Annotated in this window: 22 protein-coding genes and 1 tRNA gene; 7 read left to right on the forward strand and 16 right to left on the reverse strand. The window is 64.6% G+C overall.

What is annotated here, in order from left to right:
- From VW23_RS12850 to purC, 5 genes are all read right to left on the reverse strand, one after another.
- Positions 1–551 (reverse strand): hypothetical protein (locus tag VW23_RS12850; protein WP_141728321.1); only part of this gene is annotated, 551 nt, incomplete at its 3' end.
- A 164-nt stretch (positions 552–715) separates the two neighbouring features.
- Positions 716–1,381 (reverse strand): phosphoribosylformylglycinamidine synthase subunit PurQ, encoded by a 666-nt coding sequence (gene purQ / locus VW23_RS12855; protein WP_069909970.1) that lies wholly within the window; start codon positions 1,379–1,381, stop codon positions 716–718.
- A 94-nt stretch (positions 1,382–1,475) separates the two neighbouring features.
- Positions 1,476–2,561: an acyltransferase family protein gene (locus VW23_RS12860; protein WP_069909971.1), complete on the reverse strand. Its 1,086-nt coding sequence runs from the start codon at positions 2,559–2,561 to the stop codon at positions 1,476–1,478.
- A gap of 738 nt (positions 2,562–3,299) precedes the next feature.
- Positions 3,300–3,542: a phosphoribosylformylglycinamidine synthase subunit PurS gene (gene purS / locus VW23_RS12865; RefSeq protein ID WP_055882140.1), complete on the reverse strand. Its 243-nt coding sequence runs from the start codon at positions 3,540–3,542 to the stop codon at positions 3,300–3,302.
- Positions 3,543–3,642: 100 nt separating this feature from the next.
- Entirely contained in the window at positions 3,643–4,407 is a 765-nt protein-coding gene (purC, locus tag VW23_RS12870; protein WP_055882139.1) for a phosphoribosylaminoimidazolesuccinocarboxamide synthase, read from the reverse strand.
- Between the two features lie 283 nt (positions 4,408–4,690).
- Between purC and VW23_RS12875 the strand changes: the two genes are divergently transcribed.
- Together VW23_RS12875 and VW23_RS12880 are read left to right on the forward strand one after the other, a co-directional pair.
- On the forward strand, positions 4,691–5,014 hold the full coding sequence (locus tag VW23_RS12875) for a DUF1476 domain-containing protein (protein WP_069909972.1): 324 nt from the start codon (positions 4,691–4,693) through the stop codon (positions 5,012–5,014).
- Between the two features lie 115 nt (positions 5,015–5,129).
- Positions 5,130–5,891 (forward strand): META domain-containing protein, encoded by a 762-nt coding sequence (locus VW23_RS12880; protein ID WP_069909973.1) that lies wholly within the window; start codon positions 5,130–5,132, stop codon positions 5,889–5,891.
- A 4-nt stretch (positions 5,892–5,895) separates the two neighbouring features.
- On the opposite strand, the gene VW23_RS12885 is transcribed toward VW23_RS12880, so the two are convergent.
- The 6 genes from VW23_RS12885 to VW23_RS12910 form a co-directional block, all read right to left on the reverse strand.
- Positions 5,896–6,303 carry a hypothetical protein gene (locus VW23_RS12885; RefSeq protein ID WP_069909974.1) on the reverse strand — a complete coding sequence of 136 codons (408 nt, stop codon included), beginning with the start codon at positions 6,301–6,303 and terminating at the stop codon, positions 5,896–5,898.
- 45 nt (positions 6,304–6,348) lie between these two features.
- Positions 6,349–6,897 carry an RBBP9/YdeN family alpha/beta hydrolase gene (locus VW23_RS12890; RefSeq protein ID WP_069909975.1) on the reverse strand — a complete coding sequence of 183 codons (549 nt, stop codon included), beginning with the start codon at positions 6,895–6,897 and terminating at the stop codon, positions 6,349–6,351.
- A complete protein-coding gene (locus VW23_RS12895) occupies positions 6,894–7,316 on the reverse strand; it encodes a GNAT family N-acetyltransferase (RefSeq protein WP_069909976.1) in 423 nt (140 codons plus the stop codon). The genes VW23_RS12890 and VW23_RS12895 overlap by 4 nt, the downstream gene beginning before the upstream one ends.
- Complete coding sequence (gene purB / locus VW23_RS12900) at positions 7,316–8,638, reverse strand: adenylosuccinate lyase (RefSeq protein ID WP_069909977.1); 1,323 nt, start codon at positions 8,636–8,638, stop codon at positions 7,316–7,318. The genes VW23_RS12895 and purB overlap by 1 nt, the downstream gene beginning before the upstream one ends.
- Before the next feature lie 34 nt (positions 8,639–8,672).
- Positions 8,673–9,350, reverse strand: coding sequence for a ribulose-phosphate 3-epimerase (gene rpe / locus VW23_RS12905; RefSeq protein WP_069909978.1), 678 nt, complete (start codon positions 9,348–9,350; stop codon positions 8,673–8,675).
- Between the two features lie 197 nt (positions 9,351–9,547).
- The gene (locus tag VW23_RS12910) at positions 9,548–9,991 is read right to left on the reverse strand and encodes a GNAT family N-acetyltransferase (protein WP_069909979.1); all 444 of its coding nucleotides are present in this window, start codon (positions 9,989–9,991) and stop codon (positions 9,548–9,550) included.
- Positions 9,992–10,140: 149 nt separating this feature from the next.
- Between VW23_RS12910 and VW23_RS12915 the strand changes: the two genes are divergently transcribed.
- Positions 10,141–10,878 carry a cytochrome c biogenesis protein CcdA gene (locus VW23_RS12915; protein WP_084646035.1) on the forward strand — a complete coding sequence of 246 codons (738 nt, stop codon included), beginning with the start codon at positions 10,141–10,143 and terminating at the stop codon, positions 10,876–10,878.
- Positions 10,879–10,995: 117 nt separating this feature from the next.
- Positions 10,996–12,213 carry a GNAT family N-acetyltransferase gene (locus VW23_RS12920; protein ID WP_069909981.1) on the forward strand — a complete coding sequence of 406 codons (1,218 nt, stop codon included), beginning with the start codon at positions 10,996–10,998 and terminating at the stop codon, positions 12,211–12,213.
- A 151-nt stretch (positions 12,214–12,364) separates the two neighbouring features.
- Here the strand turns inward: VW23_RS12920 and radC are convergent, their stop codons facing one another.
- Both radC and map read right to left on the reverse strand, forming a co-directional pair.
- Positions 12,365–13,087, reverse strand: a complete 723-nt coding sequence (radC, locus tag VW23_RS12925) for a RadC family protein (RefSeq protein ID WP_069909982.1) — start codon at positions 13,085–13,087, stop codon at positions 12,365–12,367.
- 3 nt (positions 13,088–13,090) lie between these two features.
- Complete coding sequence (gene map, locus VW23_RS12930) at positions 13,091–13,921, reverse strand: type I methionyl aminopeptidase (protein WP_069909983.1); 831 nt, start codon at positions 13,919–13,921, stop codon at positions 13,091–13,093.
- Positions 13,922–14,092: 171 nt separating this feature from the next.
- Between map and VW23_RS12935 the strand changes: the two genes are divergently transcribed.
- Complete coding sequence (locus VW23_RS12935; protein WP_069909984.1) at positions 14,093–14,866, forward strand: competence/damage-inducible protein A; 774 nt, start codon at positions 14,093–14,095, stop codon at positions 14,864–14,866.
- Positions 14,867–14,926: 60 nt separating this feature from the next.
- A complete protein-coding gene (gene gpt, locus VW23_RS12940) occupies positions 14,927–15,424 on the forward strand; it encodes a xanthine phosphoribosyltransferase (protein ID WP_069909985.1) in 498 nt (165 codons plus the stop codon).
- 180 nt (positions 15,425–15,604) lie between these two features.
- On the opposite strand, the gene VW23_RS12945 is transcribed toward gpt, so the two are convergent.
- Both VW23_RS12945 and VW23_RS12950 read right to left on the reverse strand, forming a co-directional pair.
- Positions 15,605–15,970 (reverse strand): VOC family protein, encoded by a 366-nt coding sequence (locus VW23_RS12945; protein ID WP_069909986.1) that lies wholly within the window; start codon positions 15,968–15,970, stop codon positions 15,605–15,607.
- A gap of 101 nt (positions 15,971–16,071) precedes the next feature.
- Positions 16,072–16,953, reverse strand: coding sequence for an alpha-1,2-fucosyltransferase (locus VW23_RS12950; RefSeq protein WP_069909987.1), 882 nt, complete (start codon positions 16,951–16,953; stop codon positions 16,072–16,074).
- Between the two features lie 86 nt (positions 16,954–17,039).
- On the opposite strand from VW23_RS12950, the gene VW23_RS12955 reads away from it, so the two are divergent.
- Positions 17,040–17,125 (forward strand) — tRNA-Leu (locus tag VW23_RS12955).
- Between the two features lie 66 nt (positions 17,126–17,191).
- Here VW23_RS12955 and VW23_RS12960 read toward each other — a convergent pair.
- A partial coding sequence (locus VW23_RS12960; protein WP_244513560.1) for a TfuA-like protein occupies positions 17,192–17,717 on the reverse strand: 526 nt, incomplete at its 5' end.

The raw sequence follows: 17,717 nt of genomic DNA on the forward strand, positions 1-17,717 counted from the left end.
GCTATGGCGTCACCTATCGCTATCGCGTCTCGGCGACCACCACCGCCGCCGGTGTCGGTCGCCGAGACGCGATAGCGATAGGTGACGCCATAGCCGTAGAACGCTCCGATCCTGAGCTCGATGGTTGAACCGTCGGCGAGTGTCGGCGAAGGCGTAACGTGGACCGAGATCGAGTTCGTGCGGCTTTCGGACCCGCCCTGCTGTGCATCGGGCACCGACACGTCGGCGCTGGCCGGGTCTTTGTCGAACTCAAAGCCACCCGTGGGGCTGTTGATGCCGATGCCCGCATAGATGCGGTTCGGCGTTGCCTTGCCCTCGATGGTCATGTTGACGGTAAAGCCCGCGCCGTCGCTGGTGCGGGGCGGCTGGGTCCAGGTGTAGTCGGCCCGGTAGGTCTTGTACTGGGCGTCCTCGATCGAGATGTGCCCGTCTGCAACACCCCAGCGCGGATCGTTACCGGGATCATCCGGCACGATCTCGATCATTTCGAGATACGGCCCCTGGGCTGAGGCGCTGCCGACGAAAACAAAAAGGACGGCCAGGCCGCCCATCAGGAAACTTGTTGCTAGAAGAAGAACCGCGGCCTCAAACCGCGCTGCGCGTCCAAACGAAGCCATCGCCCTTTCCCCCGGGCCAGTGCTGCGCCGCAATCAGTTGATGGTCGCACCGCGAGCATTCGCAATCAAGGCGGCAGGGAAAATTTGAGCGCTAGTGCTTAGGCCGCGTCGAGGAGGGCCGAGAACAGGTTGCGACCGTCGGTGCCGCCGTGGGCGCTCTCGATCAGGTTCTCGGGGTGCGGCATCAGGCCGAGGACGTTCTTTTGCGCGTTGAACACGCCGGCGATGTCGTTGAGCGAGCCGTTCGGGTTAGTGCCCTCGGCATAGCGGAACGCCACCTGGCCGTTGCCTTCGACGGCGGCCAGGGTCTCGGCGTCGGCGAAGTAGTTGCCGTCGTGGTGGGCCACCGGGCAGCGGATCACCTGGCCCTGGGCATAGCCGCTGGTGAAGGCGGTGGCGGCATTCTCGACCGAGAGCTTTACTTCGCGGCAGACGAACTTGAGCGAGGCATTGCGCATCAGCACGCCGGGGACGAGACCGGCCTCGCTGAGAATCTGAAAGCCGTTGCAGACGCCCATCACCTTGACGCCCTGTGCCGCGCGCTCACGGATGGTCTCCATGGCCGGGGAGCGGGCCGCAATGGCGCCGACGCGCAGGTAGTCGCCATAGGAGAAGCCGCCGGGGATGACGATGAGGTCGACCTTGGGGATCTCGGCGTCCTTGTGCCAGACGATCGCCGGCGCCTCGCCACCGATCTTGGTGAGGGCCGCGATCATGTCGCGATCACGGTTGAGACCGGGGAACACGACGACAGCGGCTTTCATTGGCAGCAGCTCCAGATGCGGGATGCCGATCCTTTGGTGAGTCTTAGTCGCAAAAGCAAGCGCGGAACTGCAGTTCCGCCCGATCGGCTGTGGCTTACTCGGCCGGCTGCACTGCGGCCGGCTTGATGGTGCTGCGGCTGCCCGGGGTGCCGGGAATGTGGGCCCAGGCCGGGCGTTCGAACAGGAACCTGCCCCAGCCGGTCTTTTTGATCAGCCAATAGAGCAGCAGCGGCGAGAGCAGCGCGATGCTCATGACAATGACGCTGACGGTGCTGACATCGGTGATCAGCCCGGTCTTCAGCAGCAGCGTGCGGCTCGCGGCCATCGGGATCGAGAAGCTGAGGTAAACGACGATCGAGTGCTCGCCGAGCCAGCGCAGCCAGCCCATCCATGGCAGCCGGATCAACAGCGCCGCGGTGAGGCAGACGGCGAGCGAGCCGATGAAGCCCAGCGCCAGGTGCAGCACGGGCAGGGCGGCATAGCCCATGGTGATGCCGCGCGGGTGCAGTTCCGCGCCACCGGCAAACACCAGGTAGCCCTCGATGACGGCATAGCCGACGAGCGCCAGCGCGGCCCAAAGCGCATTGCCTTGAGCCGAAGCGACGATGCGGAACACCAGCGGTGCGAAAGCGTAGCCGGCGTAGAAGTAGACGAAGTAGGCGGCGAAGTGGTCGACGATGCCGATGCCTGATGTGACCGGGAAGATCTGCAACGCCGCTGCCGCGGCGAGCGCCAGCCAGTGCGGTACCTTGAAGCTGAACAGCAGCTTGGTCACCAGCGAGTAGACCGCCAGCATGTAGATGAACCAGAGGACGCCGTAGGGCTCGACAATGGCCCAGAGGATCTGGCTGCCGACGGAGGCAAAGTCGCCGGTGCCGAGGCCGACTTTGAAGACGATCTGCAGCACAGCCCAGAGCGCGTAGAAATAGAGGTAGTGGACGATGCGGCGATCGGCATAGGCGGTCCAGGGACGCGCGATCACCTGTCCGAGGAACAGGCCGGAGATCAGGAAGAACTCCGGCATGCGGAACGGGGTGGCCCAGCCGATGATGTAATGCAGGACGCCAGTACCGTTCAGGTCTTCGCCGACGCCGTAGGCCGAGTGCATCATCACCACGAGGATGATGGAAAGGCCCTTGGCGGCATCTACCCAATCGAGACGGTTGGCTGCAGTCGGCATTTCTTTGGGCTCCCGGGGCGCGTCCCGCGCGTTGTAACGCCTGGGACCGCATCTGGGACGAAATGCCTGCACTTAGGCTTAAGCCAAGTGCTTAATAACTAAAGATTTATCGAGCATACGGGGTGCGTCGGCCGTCACGCCCTGTTGTCGCGATCAGAACGGCAGCGACAGGTGGGTGGCGAGCAGGACGCCGATGGTCATGAAAAACAGGGCAGAGAGCGAGAAGGTCTTGATCATTTTCAATATCGGTTGGCAGCGCGAGGCTGCGCTTGGGTTAGGGCGGTGTGTAGGTCGGTTCGCGGGACCGGAATAGTCACGGACCGTGCATGGCTCCAATGCGCCCCTATGGCTGAATGGAGTCTGAACCAGCACGGTTAATTGGAGGGTGTGATGCGCCCCTGCGCCAATTCGATGGGCGCGCGGCGGCGGAAAAGTGGCGGTGTCCACGCTGTGGCATCCGCGTCACGCGACCAAAGTCTAAGCTGGATCATCCCGCCATGTGCGGGCGATCCAACATCCACGCAACGGCATGAGCGCCGGCGAGTATGCCTGCTGGCAATGACAGGGGTAGTGCTGAGGCCTACGCCTCAGACGGGGACGGACGCGTAGGCGGCGAAAAGCAGGCCGAGCGCGAGGAAGAAGGCAATCGACAGGGAGAATGTCTTGAGCATCTGGGACGGTCTTTTACTGGTACTGGCTCAGGGTTACGCGAGCGGCCAGCACCATAAGCGGTGAATCTTAAGGCGTGATTTCTATCGTGTAGTTTTCGATGACGGTGTTCGCCAAGAGCTTCTCACACATCGCCCGGACATTAGCCTCGGCCTGTGACAAATCGGATTCACCCAGCTCGACGTCAAACACTTTTCCCTGCCGTACGGCGCCGACGCCGGAAAAGCCGAGGCTTTTCAGCGAACCCTGGATGGCCTGACCCTGAGGGTCGAGGACGCCGGATTTGAGCGTGACGGTGACGCGGGCCTTCATCGAAAATTCCCGAAACAGGGCAGGGCGTGACACCCTGCATTTTCAGTGGTCGCGCGGTCGGACCGGAAAGCTTGCAACCTTTCCTGACCGCGCCCCGGGGTCATTGCACGAGTCGTGGGCCGGTGGTCAACGCGTTGTCGGTTTCCACAAGAATACCGAGGCGCTGCGCCACTTCACGATAGGCATCGACCAGCCCGCCGAGGTTCTCGCGGAAGCGATCCTTGTCGAGCTTGTTGCGGGTCTTGATGTCCCACAGGCGGCAATTGTCCGGGCTGATCTCGTCGGCGAGGACAACCCGCATCAGGTCGCCGTCATAAAGCCGGCCGCACTCGATCTTGAAATCGACGAGCTGGATGCCGACACCCATGAACAGGCCGGTGAGGAAGTCATTGACGCGGATGGCCAGCGCCATGATGTCGTCGAGTTCCTGCGGCGTCGCCCAGCCGAAGGCAGTGATGTGCTCTTCCGACACCATCGGGTCGCCGAGCGCGTCGTCCTTGTAGCAGAACTCGATGATCGAGCGCGGCAACTGGGTGCCAGGCTCGAGGCCGAGACGCTTCACCAGCGAGCCGGCAGCGACGTTGCGCACGATGATCTCGAGCGGGATGATCTCCACTTCCTTGATCAGCTGCTCGCGCATGTTGAGCCGGCGGATGAAGTGAGTGGGAATGCCCAGGCCATTCAGCTTGGTGAAGATGTACTCGGAGATCCGGTTGTTCAGGACACCCTTGCCGTCGATGATCTCGTGGCGCGCGCCGTTACCGGCCGTGGCGTCGTCTTTGAAATACTGGATCAGCGTCCCGGGCTCCGGGCCCTCGTAGAGCGTCTTGGCCTTGCCGTCATAGATTTTGCGGCGACGGTTCATATGAGCCCTGCCTCTCGGACAATGTAGGGAATTGCGGCGTTCATGCGCCAGAATGGCAGCCTAATGCAAGCTCTTTCACCGCCGGCGGAACCGGGTGGCACGTCGCGCCGAACCCGGCAAAACGCGGGGTGCCGGCGCTTCACATGCATCCAATGAGGGCGGGGATCGTTGATCGGATTGACCAAATGCCGCGACCGCCACCCGTTGATTTGGTTGGCGGTCCAGCTTATGTGCAAACCCATCGAGGGCGCCCGACTGCCGGGCAGATTTGCGGAGAGCGTAGATGTCGGGATTCAACGATCGCGAAAAGGGTCAGGAAGCGAAGTTTGCTCACGACTCGGAGCTGCGCTTTAAGGCTGAGGCGCGTCGCAACAAGCTGCTCGGGCTGTGGGCCGCCGAGCATATGGGCCTAAGCGAAGAGCACGCCAAGCAGTACGCCGCCGAAGTTGTCGCTTCCGACTTCGAGGAGGCCGGCGACGAAGACGTGTTCCGCAAGATCTCGGGCGACCTGAAGGCCAAGGGCGCTTCGGTGTCCGATGACATGATTCGCCAGAAGATGGCGGAGCTGGTCGCCGTGGCGCGCGACCAGGTGCTCAACGAGGGTTGATACCCTCACGGTAAGCCAGCCGAAACCATCGTCCGGATTTGCCTTGCGCCCCATGGGCGCGAGGCGTTTCGTCTTGAACCTTCGCGAGGGCGTGACTACGCCCGGAGGGATCGAGATGGAACGCACACTGCTTATGGGCCGGCGCCCCGCCATGGCGCTGATCACCGGCGTGATGCTGGCCTCGATCGCCGGCGTTGCACTTGGCGACGGCGCGACGATCACCGGTACGGTGGTCTATCGCGAGCGCATGCTGCTGCCCGAGGGCGCGGTGGCGACGGTGCGGCTGGAGGACGTGTCGCTTGCCGATGCGCCTGCCAGAGTGATCGCCGAAACCAGCGTGCCGGCGAGGACCAGCCCGACCGCCTTCAGCATCGCGTTCGATCCTTCGCAGATCGAAGCCGGGCACACCTATGCCTGGCGGGCGAGCATCACCGCGGGCGACGAGCTGATGTTCACCACTACCGAGCGCCACACCTTCGACCCGCAGGCGGCAGGCGTCGAGTTGCTGGTGCAGCGTGTCGCCAGCAGCGAAGCTGCGGCACTGCCATTGGCCGGCGCGTGGCTGGCCGAGGACATCAATGGCGGCGGGGTGATCGACTATCTGCAGACGACCCTGGAGATCGCCGCGGACGGCAAGGTCTCCGGCAATGGCGGCTGCAACCGTTTCAGCGGCAGCGCTACCATCGAGAGCGACAAGATCACATTCGGCGAACTGGCGTCGACCATGATGGCCTGCACCGAAGCGGCGATGGACCAGGAGATGAAGTTCCACGCCGCGCTTGCCGACGCCCGCACCTACCGGATCGATGCCGAGCAGCGGAAGCTGTTCCTCAGCGACACCGCAGGGAAGGTCGTAGCGCAGTTTTCGGCGATGTAGCGCCTCAGGCCGGCCAGAACAGCGCGGCGCCGGCTGCGGCGCCGATTGCCAGCATCAGCACGCCGGCCGGTATGAAGCTCCTGGGGGCGCGTTCTGGGATGGCCATCGACGCCATGCCGAGATTGGGGAGCAGAAGCCCGACTGTCACCTTCAAGAGCAGAAGCCAGCCATAGATGGTGACGACGATCGCCGGACCCGCCCACACCTGGTGCAGGCTGACGATGAGCAGCGCCGGCCACAGCTCGACCTGCATGATCTTCGTCACCAGCCCGGCGCGGCCACGCTCTCGGAGGTTGGCGAAGTAGTCGGCCCACAGCGCCGGCTGCAGGATGTGGGACAGGCCGATGATCAGGCTGCTGATCAGCACGACCAGTTGGACGAACGAAGGCGGATCAGTCAGGAACGGCCACATCTGGCGAACCTATCGCAGATGCGAATCATTCGCAACTGAGTGCGACTAGATCCGCTGCATCAGGCGGGTGAACATCAACAGGCCCTCGGGCCAGGGGCCGTGGCCGGAAGCGAGGTTGATGTGGCCGGCTTCGCCGGCAAAGTGCAGCTCAGAACCCCAGGCGGTGGCCATGTCGGCGGCGCGGTTGGGAGAGACGTAGCTGTCGTTGGTCGAGACCACCAGCAGCGAGGGGAAGGGCAGCGGGTCGGTCGGCACGTTGTCGAAGCTGCGACCTTCGCGCGGGAAACCGGGGCCTTCGTGATCGGGCGGCGAGACGAGGAGGGCGCCCTTGACCTTTCCGGCTGGAAAGCGCGACGCGGCATGCACCAGCGCCGAGACGGCCAGCGAATGGGCGATCAGCACCACCGGTCGCTCGGCGGCTTCCACCGCCTCGACGATGGCCGCGGTCCAGTCGCGCAGGTCCGGGTCGTCCCACTCGTCCTGCTCGACGATGCGGCCGGTGGAGAAGCGATCGGCCCAGCGGCGTTGCCAGTGGCCGGCGCCGGAATTGCCGAGCCCGGGCAGGATCAGGATGTCTGCGTCCGCGATTCTCATACGCCGCGCTTTCGGTTCATGAAGTAGGCGTGGCCATAGGGGTGGAGATCCACCGAAGGCCCATGCTTGTCGTAGAAGCCGACCGCGCCGGGAACAGAGAGCAACCCCATGCCGACACCATCGCCGAGATGTTCGCGGCAGGCTTTGAGCAAGCCCTTGCCGATGCCGCGGCCCTGGAAATCGTCGTGCACGGCGAGATCGCCACAATAAGCGACCCAGGCAAAATCGGTGAGGCAGCGGGCGAGCCCAACGCAGCGGCCATCGAGCCGGGCGCTGACGATCAGGTCGGCGCCCTCGATCATTGCCGCGATACGATCCCGGTCGTTGATCGGCCGGGTCGCCCCGAGCGCGCTGTGCCCGACCACGTCGATATAGTCATCGACGGGCAGGGCGGCTTCGCGCGCGTAGACGACCGACATCACACCTCCGGTCCGAAGACGCGCTCGAACAGCGCGTCGACATGCTTCAGGTGGTAGAAATCGTCGAACATGGCGTCGATGTCCGAGGCGCTCAGCTTGGCGGAAACCTCGGGATCGGATTTCAGCAGCTGCGCGAACAGCCCGGCGCGGTCGCCGCGAGCCTGCCACACCTGCATGGCGTTGCGCTGTACGGCCGCATAGGAATCCTCGCGGCTGAGACCGGCCTGAGTGAGCGCCAGAAGCACGCGCTGCGAATTGTGCAGCCCGCCCAGCAGGTCGAGGTTGCGCTTCATGTTCTCGGGATAGACCAAGAGGTTTTCGATCAGCCCGACGAGGCGGTTGAGCGCGAAATCCAGCGTGACGGTGGCATCGGGGCCGATCATCCGTTCGACCGAGGAGTGCGAGATATCGCGCTCGTGCCACAGCGCCACGTTCTCCAGCGCCGGGGTGACCATGCCGCGAACCAGCCGGGCGAGGCCGGTGAGGTTCTCGCTCAGCACCGGGTTGCGCTTGTGCGGCATGGCCGACGAGCCCTTCTGGCCAGGCGAGAAGAACTCCTCGGCCTCCAGCACTTCGGTGCGCTGCAGGTGACGGATCTCGGTGGCGATGCGCTCGATCGAGGAGGCGATGACGCCGAGCGTGGCAAAGAACATGGCGTGCCGATCCCTGGGGATCACCTGGGTGGAGATCGGTTCGGGCGTCAGCCCCAGCTTGTCGGCCACATAGGCTTCGACCTGCGGGTCGATATTGGCAAAGGTGCCGATGGCGCCGGAGATGGCGGCCGTGGCGATTTCGGCGCGCGCCGCGACAAGCCGGGCGCGGTTGCGGGCGAACTCGGCATAGGCCTCGGCCAGCTTGATGCCGAAGGTGGTGGGCTCGGCATGGATGCCGTGGCTGCGGCCGATGGTGATCGAGTATTTGTGCTCCTTGGCGCGCTTCTTGATCGCCGCCAGCAGCCGGTCGATGTCACCGAGCAGGATGTCCGAGGCGCGGGCCAGCTGTACGGCGAGACAGGTGTCGAGCACGTCTGACGAGGTCATGCCCTGGTGCAGGAACCGGGCCTCGGGGCCGACGATTTCGGAGACATGGGTGAGGAAGGCGATGACGTCGTGCTTGGTGGTGCGCTCGATCTCATCGATGCGCTCGACGTCGAAAGTGGCGTTGCCGCCCTTGGCCCAGATGGTTTCAGCCGCTTCTTTCGGCACGACACCGAGTTCGGCCAGCTTGGTGGTCGCGTGGGCTTCGATCTCGAACCAGATCTTGAAGCGGGTCTCGGGCGACCAGATGGCGACCATTTCGGGGCGGGAATAGCGCGGGATCATGGGCTTATGGCTCTTTGTTCGCGTAACCGATGCGTTACGCGGTAACGGCGGTGGCGGCGTTGCGGATGGCCGCGATACGGCCGGCATAGGTTTTGGGGTCGTTGCCGGCAAATACCGAGGTGCCGGCGACGTAGAGGTCGGCGCCGGCCTCGGCTAGGGCTTTAGCGTTGTGCTCGGTTACGCCGCCATCGACCTGGAGGTCGATCGGACGGTTGCCGATCAGCGCGCGCACCTGCCGGATCTTGTTGAGGCTCTCGGGGATGAACTTCTGCCCGCCGAAGCCGGGGTTGACGCTCATCACCAGCACCAGGTCGACATCGCCGATAACATGCTCGATCGCCGACACCGGGGTGGCCGGATTGATGGCGACGCAGGCGCGCTTGCCTTCGGCACGGATCGCCTGCAGCGAGCGATGCAGGTGCGGGCCGGCTTCGGCATGCACGGTGATCGAGTCGGCGCCGGCCTTGGCGAAGGCGCCGAGATAGGGGTCGGCCGGGGCGATCATCAGGTGGACGTCGATGATCTTTTTGGTGAGCGGACGGATGGCCGAGACGATCAGCGGGCCGATGGTGATGTTGGGGACGAAGTGGCCATCCATCACATCGACATGAATGTAGTCGGCGCCGCCCGCATCGATGGCGCGAATCTCGTCACCGAGCCGGGTGAAATCGGCGGAGAGGATAGAAGGCGCGATGCGGATCGGGCGGGACATGGGGCCTCGGTCACCTGGGGCTGACATACATGGGCTGCTTACCCCGCCCCAACCTCGATGTCATCCCTCGCGAAAAGCGAGAGAGTAGTCTTGCATGTGCCGCCGCGGGAAACGTCCCTCCCCAGCAGGGGCGATGCGACCGAAACACTAATGCTGGTGAGAGCGTCTCCCTCACTGCCAGCTCATGGCGGCGCAGTTCACAGCGTTAGACACATCACGTCTTCACCACCGATGGTCTCGCCGGTGGCGACGAAACCGGCCGAGGTGTAGAGCGCGCGGGCGCTGGTATTGGTCGGTTCGACTCCGAGCACGATACGCGGGCAGTTCAGCAGCGCTGACATCAGCGCGATGAGCTCTGCCAGTGCGGCGCGGCCGATGCCACGATGCTGGTGCCGCTGGTCGACCATCAGCCGATAGATCCAGTAATTGCCGTCGTCCGGATCGAGCGCGTACATTGCGAACCCCAGGACGCTGCCATCGACGGTAATGGCGAAGGGGAAACAGGCCGGGTTCCCCTCCGCCTCGCGCAGGGACTCAGCGTTGGTCGCGACGAAATCGCGTTGCTGCGCGGCGACCGAGAGGGCGACAAGCTGGGCGCGGTTTGCAGGCGTGACTGGTTCAAGACGAACGACTGGCGACATCGACGCTCGTTGGCTGATTGGCAGTGGCTGAGTGCTACGTCACTTCCAGCTGTGCGACCAGCCGCCTTCACATCAGAGCGAGCGGCGGCCCGTCGCATTGCCTTCGGCCCCGAACCGGCTATGACTTCGCGCGATTTGTCGGAGGCATGATGGACGGGTTTTCGTTCTGGCTGGTGTTCGGGGCAGGGGTGCTGAGTTTCCTCAGCCCGTGCGTGCTGCCGCTGGTGCCGCCCTACCTTACCTATATGAGCGGCGCGAGCTTCGACCAGCTGCGCGACGATGGCGTCACCGCCGGAGTGATCTGGCGGAAGAGCGTGTTCACCTCGCTGTTCTTCATCGCCGGGTTCTCGATCGTCTTCATCCTGTTCGGCGCCACGGCGACGGCGTTCGGGCAGGCCTTCCGCCAGGCGCTGCCGATCATCACGCCGATCGCCGGGCTGTTCATCATCGCCATGGGGCTGCATTTCCTCGGCGTCTACCGCATCGCCTTCCTCGACCGACAGTTGCGCCACAATGGTCCGGGTGTGGCCAGTGGCCCGGTCGGCGGGTTCCTGCTCGGGCTGGCGTTCGCCGTCGGCTGGACGCCATGCATCGGGCCGGTGCTGGCCGCCATCCTCGCGGTCGCCTCGACCAGGGAGACAGCGCTCGATGGCGCGGCGCTGCTCGGGCTCTATTCGCTCGGGCTGGGCGTGCCGTTCCTCCTCGCCGGCATTGCCATCGGGCCGTTCCTCACCTTCTTTTCCGGCTTCAAGAAGCATCTTGGGATGGTGGAGAAGGTGATGGGCGGGCTGTTGGTGGTCACTGGCCTGTTGTTTCTCACCGGGCAGTTCACCCGCATCTCCTACTGGTTCCTCGAAACCTTCCCGATTCTGCAGCAATTCGGGTAAGCGCGGCTTAACCGTCGCTGCCGAAATCCAACGCCGAACCGTCCGATCACGATTCCGTCAACAGCCCATTCACTGCCGCTCGCGATAGTCGCCGCAACCTTGGACGAGGATGCGACTATGGCTCTCGAAGCCTATGCAGAAGATACCCCGCCGCCGCGGCCGCAGCGCCAGCGCCTGACCATGGTGCCGGTGGCGACGGTGCAACTGGCGCATCGGATCGACGAGGTCGCGACGACCTGGGCGGCGCTGGAAGCGGCTCAGATCGAGTCGCCGGGCCAGAGCGCCGCCTTCACGCGCACCTGGGTCAACGCCTTCGGCATTGCCGAGGATGATCAGTTCTACCTGACCGCGGCGTTCGACGGCGAGCCGGTGGCGCTGTTGCCGTTGTGGCGGCGGCGCGTCAAAGGCGTGCGGCTGCTGTCGTGGTTTCCGGGGCCCCATGTCGGCTGCAATGCGCCGCTGGTCGATGCGGCGCGGCTCGCAACGCTCGGTTCGGTCGAGCGGGCGGCTTTGTGGTCGGCGATGCTGGAGCGGCTCGAGGGCGCCGACCTGATCTATCTGAAATCGGTGCCGCAGCTGTTCATCGAGGGCGTCGATATCTTCGCTGAGCTCGGCCAGTCGATCGAGGCGGAGACCCTCTATCGCGGGCAGTTCGCGAGTTGGGACGACGCCAACACCACGCAGCGCTCGAAATCGCGCCGCAAACACGATCGCCAGCAGGGTGAGCGGCTCGAAGCGCTGGGCCAGGTGGGGTTCGAGGAGGTGCGCGGTGGCCCCGAGGCCCTGCCGATCCTCGACGTGATGTTCCGCCAGCGCGCCGCGCGCTTCGTCGCCATGGGCGTGCCGGATCCGTTTGCCGAACCGGGTGTGCGGGCGTTCTATGACGCAACGCTGTCGCCGGCGGTGGAGATCGATGTGCGCCTGCACGTGCTGCGGCTCAACGGCGAGATCGTCGCGGTGCGCTACAACATCGCGCATGGCGAGCGGCTGTTCTGCCTGATTAGTTCGATGAGCGACGATGCGACGATCCAGACCGGCTCACCGGGCAAGCAGTGCCTGCTGCGGGTAATGCAGACGGTGTTCGATGCGGGCTATCGCGTCTTCGACATGGGCGCCGGTTTCACCGACGAGAAGCGCCACTGGTGCAACCTCAAACTGCCGGTGCGCCAGCACTACGTGCCACTGACAACGCTGGGCACTGCGGCGGCCAAAGGCCACCTCGGCTGGCAGGTGCTGCGGCAGAAGCTCAAGGCTAACAAGGCGGTGATGGGCGTGGTGAAAGCGGTTCGCGGGCGGATGTTGCGCAGCAGCATCCCAGCTCAGGCGGACGACTGATAGAGACGGCCCCCTCCCATCCTCCCCCATGATGGGGGAGGTGCCGCATCGAGTGTTTGGCACGATCGAGCCACCGCCTCGACCCTTCACCTCCCCCTTCATGGGGGAGGATGGGAGGGGGCCGTCTGCTTCAGTCAGCACCCTTCACACCTCAAATCAGCTTCAGCCCCTTCATCGAAGAATGTCCCGCCTTCCCGATGATGATGTGGTCGTGCACGGTGATCCCGAGCGGTCGTGCGACGTCGTTGATCCTGAGCGTCATCTCAACATCCATCGACGATGGTGTCGGATCGCCCGAGGGGTGGTTGTGGACCAGGATCAGCGCGCTGGCGCTGAGCTCCAGCGAGCGCTTGATCACCTCGCGCGGATAGACCGGGGCGTGGTCGACCGTGCCGGTCTGCTGCACTTCGTCGGCGATCAGGCGGTTCTTCTTGTCGAGGAAGAGGATGCGGAACTGCTCGATATCGTTGAACGCCATCTGGGCGCGGCAATAATCGATCAGCGTGCTCCATGAGTTGAGGACGGGCATGTCCGGCACCATGCGATCCCGCGCGAAGCGCTGGGCGGCCGCCTGGATGATCTTGAGGTTGGTGGCCGAGACCAGCCCGAGGCCTTTGATCTCGTCGAGCTGCTGCGGAGTGGCTGAGAACACGCCGGAAAATGAGCCGAACGCTCGGATAAGCTCCTTGGCGAGGGGCTTGGTATCCTTGCGCGGGATGACGATCTGCAGGATCAGTTCCAGCAGTTCGTAATCCTCGATGTGTTGCTCGCCGAGTTGGAGAAACCGCTGCCGGGCGCGCTCGCGATGGCCGAGATAGTGGGGCGGAGCCGCCTCGCCGAGTCCGTCCGGCGATGGCTTGTCCCCCTCGCTCATCGGTCAGCGGCGGGCGTCGAGCGGGTTGAACAGCCCCCGCGGCGAGGTGGTGAAGATCTCGACGCCGGTCTCGGTGATGCCGATCGAGTGTTCGGCCTGGGCCGAGAGGGTGCGGTCGCGGGTCACCGCGGTCCAGCCGTCGCCGAGGATTTTGACGTGTGGGCGACCCAGGTTGATCATCGGCTCGATGGTGAAGATCATGCCCGGCTTCAGCGGCACGCCGGTGCCCGGCACGCCGAAATGCATGATGTTGGGCTCGTCGTGAAACAACTGCCCCACCCCGTGGCCGACGAAATCGCGCACCACGCTCATCCGCTCGGCTTCCGCCAGCGCCTGGATGGCGGCGCCGATATCGCCGGTGGTGGCGCCGGCCCTGGCGGCGGCGATACCGGCGGCAAGGCCGGCATAGGTCACCTCGATCAGGCGCTCTGCCTTCCGGCTGATCTCACCCACCGGGTACATGCGCGAGCTATCGCCGTACCAGCCATCGACGATCAGCGTCAGGTCGATATTGACGATATCGCCTTCGCGGAGCGGCCGCTCCTCGGGAATGCCGTGGCAGACGACGTGGTTGATCGAGGTGCAGATCGAGTGGCGGTAGCCCTTGTAGAACAGCGTCGCCGGGATGGCGTCGTGGTCGCGGGCGAACTCGTAGGCGAGCCGATCGAGCGCCGCGGTGGTGACGCCGGGCTTCACCGCATCGACCAGGAGGTCAAGGGCTTCGGCGGTGAGGCGGCCGGCCTTGCGCATGCCGTTGAAGCCCGCTTCGCCGTGCAGCGGGATCACGCCCGAGGTGCGGCGGCTTTTGGTTTCGGCTTCGACGTAGGTGATCATGGCAGCTCCGTTCGAAACGAAAGTAGGCGTTCGGGCACAGGATTGGAAGTGTGTTGGCGCTGCCAGCCCACCGGCAATACTGTGGGCACCGGGCCCGATGATCCGCCGGATTGCTTGACCTTTCGGGCTTTGGTGAGGCAATGCATTGTGCCTCGCAAATCCGGGGCCGCCATGCCATCGCCCGAAGCCGTTACCGCCGCCCTCGTCGTCATCGGCGATGAAATCCTGTCCGGCCGGACCAAGGATGTGAATATCGGCGCCACGGCGGATTTCTGCACTGAACTCGGCATCGAACTCACCGAAGTACGCGTCGTTTCCGACGTCGAGGACGACATCATCGCCGCGGTCAACGCGGTGCGGGCCCGCTACACCTACGTGTTCACCACCGGCGGCATCGGTCCGACGCATGACGACATCACTGCCGACGCCATCGCCAAGGCGTTCGGCGTGGCGCTGCCTATCAATGCCGAGGCGCGCGCCATGCTGGAAGCGCGCTGGACGCAGACCGGGACCGAAGTCAACGAGGCGCGGCTGCGCATGGCGCGGATCCCCGAAGGCGGCACGCTGATCGTCAACTCGGTCAGCGCGGCGCCGGGTTTTCGCATCGGCAATGTCCACGTGATGGCCGGCGTGCCCAAGATTATGCTGGCCATGCTCGAGGCCATCGCCCCGACCTTGCAGGGCGGCAGGAAGATCAAGTCCGTCACTATTCGCTGCCGGGTTGGCGAGGGGACGATCGGCGGGCCGCTGGGACAGCTGCAGGGCGAATTCCCCGACGTGAAGATGGGCAGCTACCCGCAGATGGGGCAGACCTTCGTCATGACCGAACTGGTGCTGCGCTCGTCCGACGAGGCGCGGCTCGCCGAGGCGGCGAGCCGGGTGCGCGAGATGGTCGCCGAGGCGCACCGCGCCGCCGGTCTGTCGCCGGACGTCGAAGCCTACTGAGTTTCGGGCCGTTGGCCCGTTGTTTGAGATCGAGGCGGCAGAGCCGTCCAGGAGAAGCAAGTGAACCAGACCCAGCAGAAATCTTTCCCAGTCACCTGGGACCAGTTCCACCGCGACAGCCGGGCGCTCGCCTGGCGGCTGCAGGCGCTCGGGCCGTTCGACGCCTTGGTGGCGATCACCCGTGGCGGCCTGGTGCCGGCAGCGATCGTGGCGCGCGAGCTGAACATTCGGGTGGTCGAGAGCGTCGCGGTGAAAAGCTATGATCATCAGAGCCAGAGCGGCATCAAGGTGCTGAAGCCGATCGCCCCGGAGCTCCTGGAAACGGCGCGCAACGGCGGCAAGATCCTGATCGTCGACGACCTGGTCGACACCGGGGCCACGGCGCGCGTGGTGCGCGACATGCTCCCCGGCGCGCATTTTGCCACCGTCTATGCCAAGCCGAAGGGCCGCGAGATGGTCGACACCTTCATCACCGAAGTCAGCCAGGACACCTGGATCTTCTTCCCATGGGACCTGGATGTGGCCTATGTGCCGCCGATCTCGGGCGGCACGGACTAAGCCCCATCGAGGCGCCATATCGCCTCTGCAGGGCCCCCCACACTCGGGGTCATCCCCGCGAAAGCGGGGAACTCCGTTTGCGATCGTGCGGCAGGCACCAAAACAGAGGGTTCCCGCTTTCGCGGGAATGACCCGGTGGGTGGGCACTTCGACGGAATCACACCGATTTGGTCGCTCCGCCTAAAGCTGCTGCACCACGTTGATCCACAGGCCCGACGGGTCCTTCAGGCTGAAGCGGCGCTGGCCGAAGGGTTCGTCGGTCAGCGGGTAGTCGGGCTCCTTGCCGCTGGCGCGGACTTCCTCCAGCGCCGCCGCGGCGTCTTTCACCTCGAGCTCCATACTGGTGCCGGCGGTGTAACCTTCGGGCCCGGGCGGCCATGAGGGATGAGTGGGCGACATGAAGGCGATGCTGGCCCCATCGGCCTGCATCAGCACGAACCACTCATTCTCGAAGATCACCGAGAAGCTCAGGTGCCTGGCCCAGAAGTCGCGGCAGGCGAGGAACTGGTCGGTAACGGTGATGGGGTAGCGGTCGATGAACTGCATGTCGGCCTCCTGTGCCAGGTTGGAGCGACAGGGATAGTGCACTGACCCTGACGGAAGATGTCAGGGTTTATCGCGCACGACAGCTCTCGATGGCTGACGGTTCAGACCATGAGCCAGCCGGGCGGCGAGCGATCGGTCGGATCGACCGGATACGGATAGTCCGGCCCGAACCATTGCTTGGGGCCGATAACCAGCTTATCCGGCGCGGCGCCAAGCCATGCGGCCCACCAGCTGAAGGTCGAATTGGCGATGACGAAGTGCCGGCACGAGGACATGAGGTGCATGTCCTCATAGGCCGAAAAGCCGGTCACCGGCCGCAATCCCTGCCAACCCTGGAGCTCCGCCAGGGCGATGTCCGGATCGTCGCTGAACAGGAAGTAGGTGGGGTGTTCGACCCTCGCTTCTAGGGCGGCTTTGGCAGCGAAATAGTGCTCGGCATGCAGCAGGCCGTAGAAGGCAACGGTCTCGGGTGATTTGGTGTAGTCGCCGCGGCGGATATGCACGGCGACAGGGTTCCTGGCGACCGCGATCTCGGCGGCGAGGTCGGCGGTTCGCGCCGTTGCGAACCGCCGCACGTCGAAGGCACGGCGAACCGACGCCTCGTGCCCCTCGAAATAGCGCCAGGATTGCAGGAAGCCGGACAAGGCGGCAGGGGCCGTCAGTTCGAGAAACCGCGGATCGAAGCCCTCGACACGGGTCAAACTTGAGCCGCCGCGAAATGGGTTGGGCAGCAGCCGCAGCGCGGCGGCGATACGGCGGCCGGGCTTGAATGGCGGCACCCGCGCTGACCGCAGTTCGATGCCGAAGTCGCGCAGTCCCAGGCGGCGGTCGCCGCGATCCTTGCGCTCGTAATGGCGGATATCGACGCACAGCTCGGCCCCGAGCCGTTCCGACAGGGCCAACCCGGCGGCGTACTGGAACATCTGGTTCCCGAGCCCGTCGTGGATCTTGACCCCGACCAGGTTTCGTCGCGCGTTGGGCAAGATACCCTCTGTTTGCCTCGGAACGACTATGGCGAGAAATTGTGTGGTTGTCAGTGTCCGAGCCGATATGGCAGTGGTCAGCGGCCGCGGGCGTGATGGAATGGTAGACATACCGGACTTAAAATCCGGAGGGGGTATCCCCGTGTGGGTTCGAGTCCCACCGCCCGCACCACTCAAAAGATTAGAATCATCCGAACGGGCGACAGAGGTACTGGCTATCGGCCCCGCGTCTCGCTCGTCACTCGAGCATTCCGGGCAAGATGTGCTTCGAAAAGAATGACGGATGCTGCAGTTCTGCCTGGTGTGGGCTCGCCTGTATCGCGCGGGTCTTCAGTTCGGCGACCAGCAGCAGCGCATCCTCGGCCTTGCGGTTGACCCGGTGCTGGCGATAGGCGGCAAAGATCTCCGGGCGTTCCTCTGCGGGAAGCAGCACTTCGGTCGAGCGGTCCTTGAAATAGAGCCGACAGGCTCTTTGCCAGATGCGCTGGTGCTCCGGCTCGGAGATGAGCTGCCGATCGCGCAACCGATCAAGCGTCGGCTTCACATTGACCAGCGGCTCGGTCAACGGCGGATAGCCGAGTTCTTCCGGGCCGTGGGAAATCGCGACCGCGGCATCGTCGTCGAGGGCCCCGCTGCAATAGGCCCTGTCTCTTATCCACTTCTGACGCTGCCGACGAGCGAGCCTGTGTAGACATCCGTGGATGACGTTCCAGTGAAAACAAACCACATACTCGTAGATGTAGCTGCTGTCTACACACGGACAC

The sequence above is a fragment of the Devosia insulae DS-56 genome (assembly GCF_000970465.2).
Lineage (GTDB): Bacteria > Pseudomonadota > Alphaproteobacteria > Rhizobiales > Devosiaceae > Devosia_A > Devosia_A insulae.

Bases quoted from the DNA above. Each gene is read 5' to 3' on its own strand.
- VW23_RS12945 (WP_069909986.1), bottom strand. From the start codon at position 15,970: ATGCAGTTCATCGACCGCTACCCCATCACCGTTACCGACCAGTTCCTC.
- purB (WP_069909977.1), bottom strand. From the start codon at position 8,638: ATGATCCCGCGCTATTCCCGCCCCGAAATGGTCGCCATCTGGTCGCCC.
- purS (WP_055882140.1), bottom strand. From the start codon at position 3,542: ATGAAGGCCCGCGTCACCGTCACGCTCAAATCCGGCGTCCTCGACCCT.
- VW23_RS12895 (WP_069909976.1), bottom strand. From the start codon at position 7,316: ATGTCGGTCGTCTACGCGCGCGAAGCCGCCCTGCCCGTCGATGACTAT.
- VW23_RS12880 (WP_069909973.1), top strand. From the start codon at position 5,130: ATGGAACGCACACTGCTTATGGGCCGGCGCCCCGCCATGGCGCTGATC.
- map (WP_069909983.1), bottom strand. From the start codon at position 13,921: ATGATCACCTACGTCGAAGCCGAAACCAAAAGCCGCCGCACCTCGGGC.
- rpe (WP_069909978.1), bottom strand. From the start codon at position 9,350: ATGTCCCGCCCGATCCGCATCGCGCCTTCTATCCTCTCCGCCGATTTC.
- purQ (WP_069909970.1), bottom strand. From the start codon at position 1,381: ATGAAAGCCGCTGTCGTCGTGTTCCCCGGTCTCAACCGTGATCGCGAC.
- VW23_RS12885 (WP_069909974.1), bottom strand. From the start codon at position 6,303: ATGTGGCCGTTCCTGACTGATCCGCCTTCGTTCGTCCAACTGGTCGTG.
- VW23_RS12890 (WP_069909975.1), bottom strand. From the start codon at position 6,897: ATGAGAATCGCGGACGCAGACATCCTGATCCTGCCCGGGCTCGGCAAT.
- VW23_RS12935 (WP_069909984.1), top strand. From the start codon at position 14,093: ATGCCATCGCCCGAAGCCGTTACCGCCGCCCTCGTCGTCATCGGCGAT.
- VW23_RS12915 (WP_084646035.1), top strand. From the start codon at position 10,141: ATGGACGGGTTTTCGTTCTGGCTGGTGTTCGGGGCAGGGGTGCTGAGT.
- VW23_RS12920 (WP_069909981.1), top strand. From the start codon at position 10,996: ATGGCTCTCGAAGCCTATGCAGAAGATACCCCGCCGCCGCGGCCGCAG.
- VW23_RS12860 (WP_069909971.1), bottom strand. From the start codon at position 2,561: ATGCCGACTGCAGCCAACCGTCTCGATTGGGTAGATGCCGCCAAGGGC.
- VW23_RS12910 (WP_069909979.1), bottom strand. From the start codon at position 9,991: ATGTCGCCAGTCGTTCGTCTTGAACCAGTCACGCCTGCAAACCGCGCC.
- radC (WP_069909982.1), bottom strand. From the start codon at position 13,087: ATGAGCGAGGGGGACAAGCCATCGCCGGACGGACTCGGCGAGGCGGCT.
- VW23_RS12875 (WP_069909972.1), top strand. From the start codon at position 4,691: ATGTCGGGATTCAACGATCGCGAAAAGGGTCAGGAAGCGAAGTTTGCT.
- purC (WP_055882139.1), bottom strand. From the start codon at position 4,407: ATGAACCGTCGCCGCAAAATCTATGACGGCAAGGCCAAGACGCTCTAC.